This window comes from Falsiroseomonas oryzae, assembly GCF_027856955.1.
Lineage (GTDB): Bacteria > Pseudomonadota > Alphaproteobacteria > Acetobacterales > Acetobacteraceae > Falsiroseomonas > Falsiroseomonas oryzae.
Genome location: NZ_JAPSMD010000659.1, coordinates 1 through 2,148, shown reverse-complemented (window position 1 = coordinate 2,148; position 2,148 = coordinate 1). Strand labels below are relative to the sequence as shown.

Here is a 2,148-nt window from a genome sequence, read left to right as displayed (position 1 = left end):
GCGCTCCACGCGCAGCGCGGGCAGCGCCAGGGTGGGCACCAGCCAGGTGCCGCGGTCGGCCAGGCGGCGCGCGGTGTCGGCCGTGATGCCGTGGCCGTGCTCCACGCTGTCCACGCCGGCCTCCACGGCCTGGCGCACCGCAGCTTCCCCGATGGCATGGGTGGCGACGCGCAGGCCGTTGCGATGCGCCTCGGCCACCGCCGCGTGCACCTCCTCGTCGGCATAGGCCAGGCGGAGCCGGGCGGGGTCGTCGCCCCAGGGGCGCAGCGCGTCGGTGTGCTCGCCGACCGAGCCGCCGACCTTGATGAAGTCGGCGCCCTGGCGGATGCGCTCGCGCACGCGGCGGCGCACCTCCTCCGGCCCGTCGGCGTACATGCCGAGCTCCTCCACCCAGCGCTGCGGCCAGGCGGCGTGGTCCCAGGTGCCGGCGCGGGAGCAGATGAACTCCCCGGCGGCGACGATGTGCGGCCCGGGCACCACGCCCTCCTGCACGGCGCGCGCCAGAGGCGGGCCGAGCGGCCCGCCGCAGCAGCGCACCGCCGTGATGCCGGCATCGAGCAGCGCGCGCAGGTCGGCGATGGCGCGGGCGGCGCGGAAGGCCTGCGGCCAGTTCCACAGTGCCGAGGGGTCCGACAGGTCGAGGCCCCAGAGATGCAGGTGCGCATCGACGAAGCCCGGGGTGAGCCAGTGATCGCCGAGGTCGATGAGGGTGGCGCCGTCCGGCGCGGGGCCTTCGCCCGGGCGGCCGAGCCAGGCGATGCGGCCGGCTTCGACATGCAGCTCGGCCGGCGCGACCACGGCCGCGTCGCGTCCGGTCCATGCGCCGGCGGCGCGCAGGATGGACTTCGGCATGCGCTCGCGCCTCCTCGCGCCTTGAAATGAACCATCGGGTACATTAGGGTCCCCGACGTCCAAGGAACAGCATCGGCCGCCGCGCGCACCGCCGTCCAGGCGGGCCGGGTCGCCCGGGGGAGGACCATCCAATGATCCTGTCGCGCCGCCATCTGCTCGCCGCCTCCGCGGCCGGCCTTGCCACGCTCGGGGCGCGCGGCGCCGCGGCCCAGGGGGCGGCCGCCGGCTATCCCAGCCGCGCCGTCAGCGTGATGGTGCCCTTCGCGCCGGGCGGGTCCACCGACTTCGTCGCGCGGCTGCTCTCGCAGGAGCTGTCCACCGCGCTCGGCCAGCAATTCGTGGTGGACAACCGCGCCGGCGCCAGCGGCACGGTGGGCATGACCTTCCTGGCCCGCGCGCGGCCCGATGGCTACACGCTGGGCGTGGTGCCGAACGGCACCTTCGCCATGGCGCCGGCGATGTTCGAGCGCCTGCCCTACGACAACGAGAACGGCTTCGCGCCGATCGGCATGCTGGCGACGAATGCGATGTTCCTCTGCGTTGCGCCGGACAGCCCGTACCGCACCCTGGCCGACCTGCTGACGGCATCGCGCGCGCAGCCGGGGCGGCTGAGCTTCGCCTCCGCGGGGTCCGGCGTGGCCAACCACCTTGGCCCCGAGCTGCTGCAGGAGATGGCGAACGTGCAGTGGCTGCACGTCTCCTACCGCAGCGGCGCGCTGGGCGTGCAGGCGGTGATCGCGAAGGAGACGACGCTGTCCTACGTCGATTCCGTGACCGCCATCCCCTTCCTGCGCGACCGCACGCTGCGCGCGCTGGGCTTCTCCGGCGCCGAGCGCAGCCCACAGATGCCGGACATCCCGACCATCGCGGAGCAGGGCTTCCCGGGCTATCGCGCCAGCACCGATTTCGGCTTCTTCGCGCCGGCCGGCACGCCGCAGCCGATCATCGACCGGCTGGGGACGGAGATGCGCCGCATCATGCTCTCCCCCGCCACCAAGGCGCGGCTGGAGCCGCTGGCGATCGACCCGGTGGGTGGCACGCCGGCGGAGTTCGGCCCCTATGCCGCGGCCGAGCGGGCAAAGTGGGGCGACCTGATCCGGCGCCGCAACATCAAGCCGGAGTGACGTAGCGCCTGGGGCCCCCGGCGGCGCAGGATGGCGCCGCCATGAGCCCCTTCCGCGCCCCCTACTGCCCGCCCGAGGAAGCCGCCCGCGCCGCCCTGCTGGCCGCGGCGCCTCCGCCACGCGCCGAGGCGCTGCCGCTTGCGCTCGACCTCGCCGCCGCGGCGCGGGAGGG

The 2,148-nt window shown here is 75.2% G+C and carries 2 protein-coding genes; one reads left to right on the top strand and one right to left on the bottom strand.

The window, feature by feature from the left end:
- The coding region (locus OZN99_RS30250) for an amidohydrolase family protein (protein ID WP_270938921.1) at nucleotides 1–852 on the bottom strand (852 nt) is incomplete at its 3' end.
- Nucleotides 853–983: 131 nt separating this feature from the next.
- On the opposite strand from OZN99_RS30250, the gene OZN99_RS30245 reads away from it, so the two are divergent.
- Entirely contained in the window at nucleotides 984–1,976 is a 993-nt protein-coding gene (locus OZN99_RS30245) for a Bug family tripartite tricarboxylate transporter substrate binding protein (RefSeq protein ID WP_270938920.1), read from the top strand.
- Nucleotides 1,977–2,148: the final 172 nt, after the last annotated feature.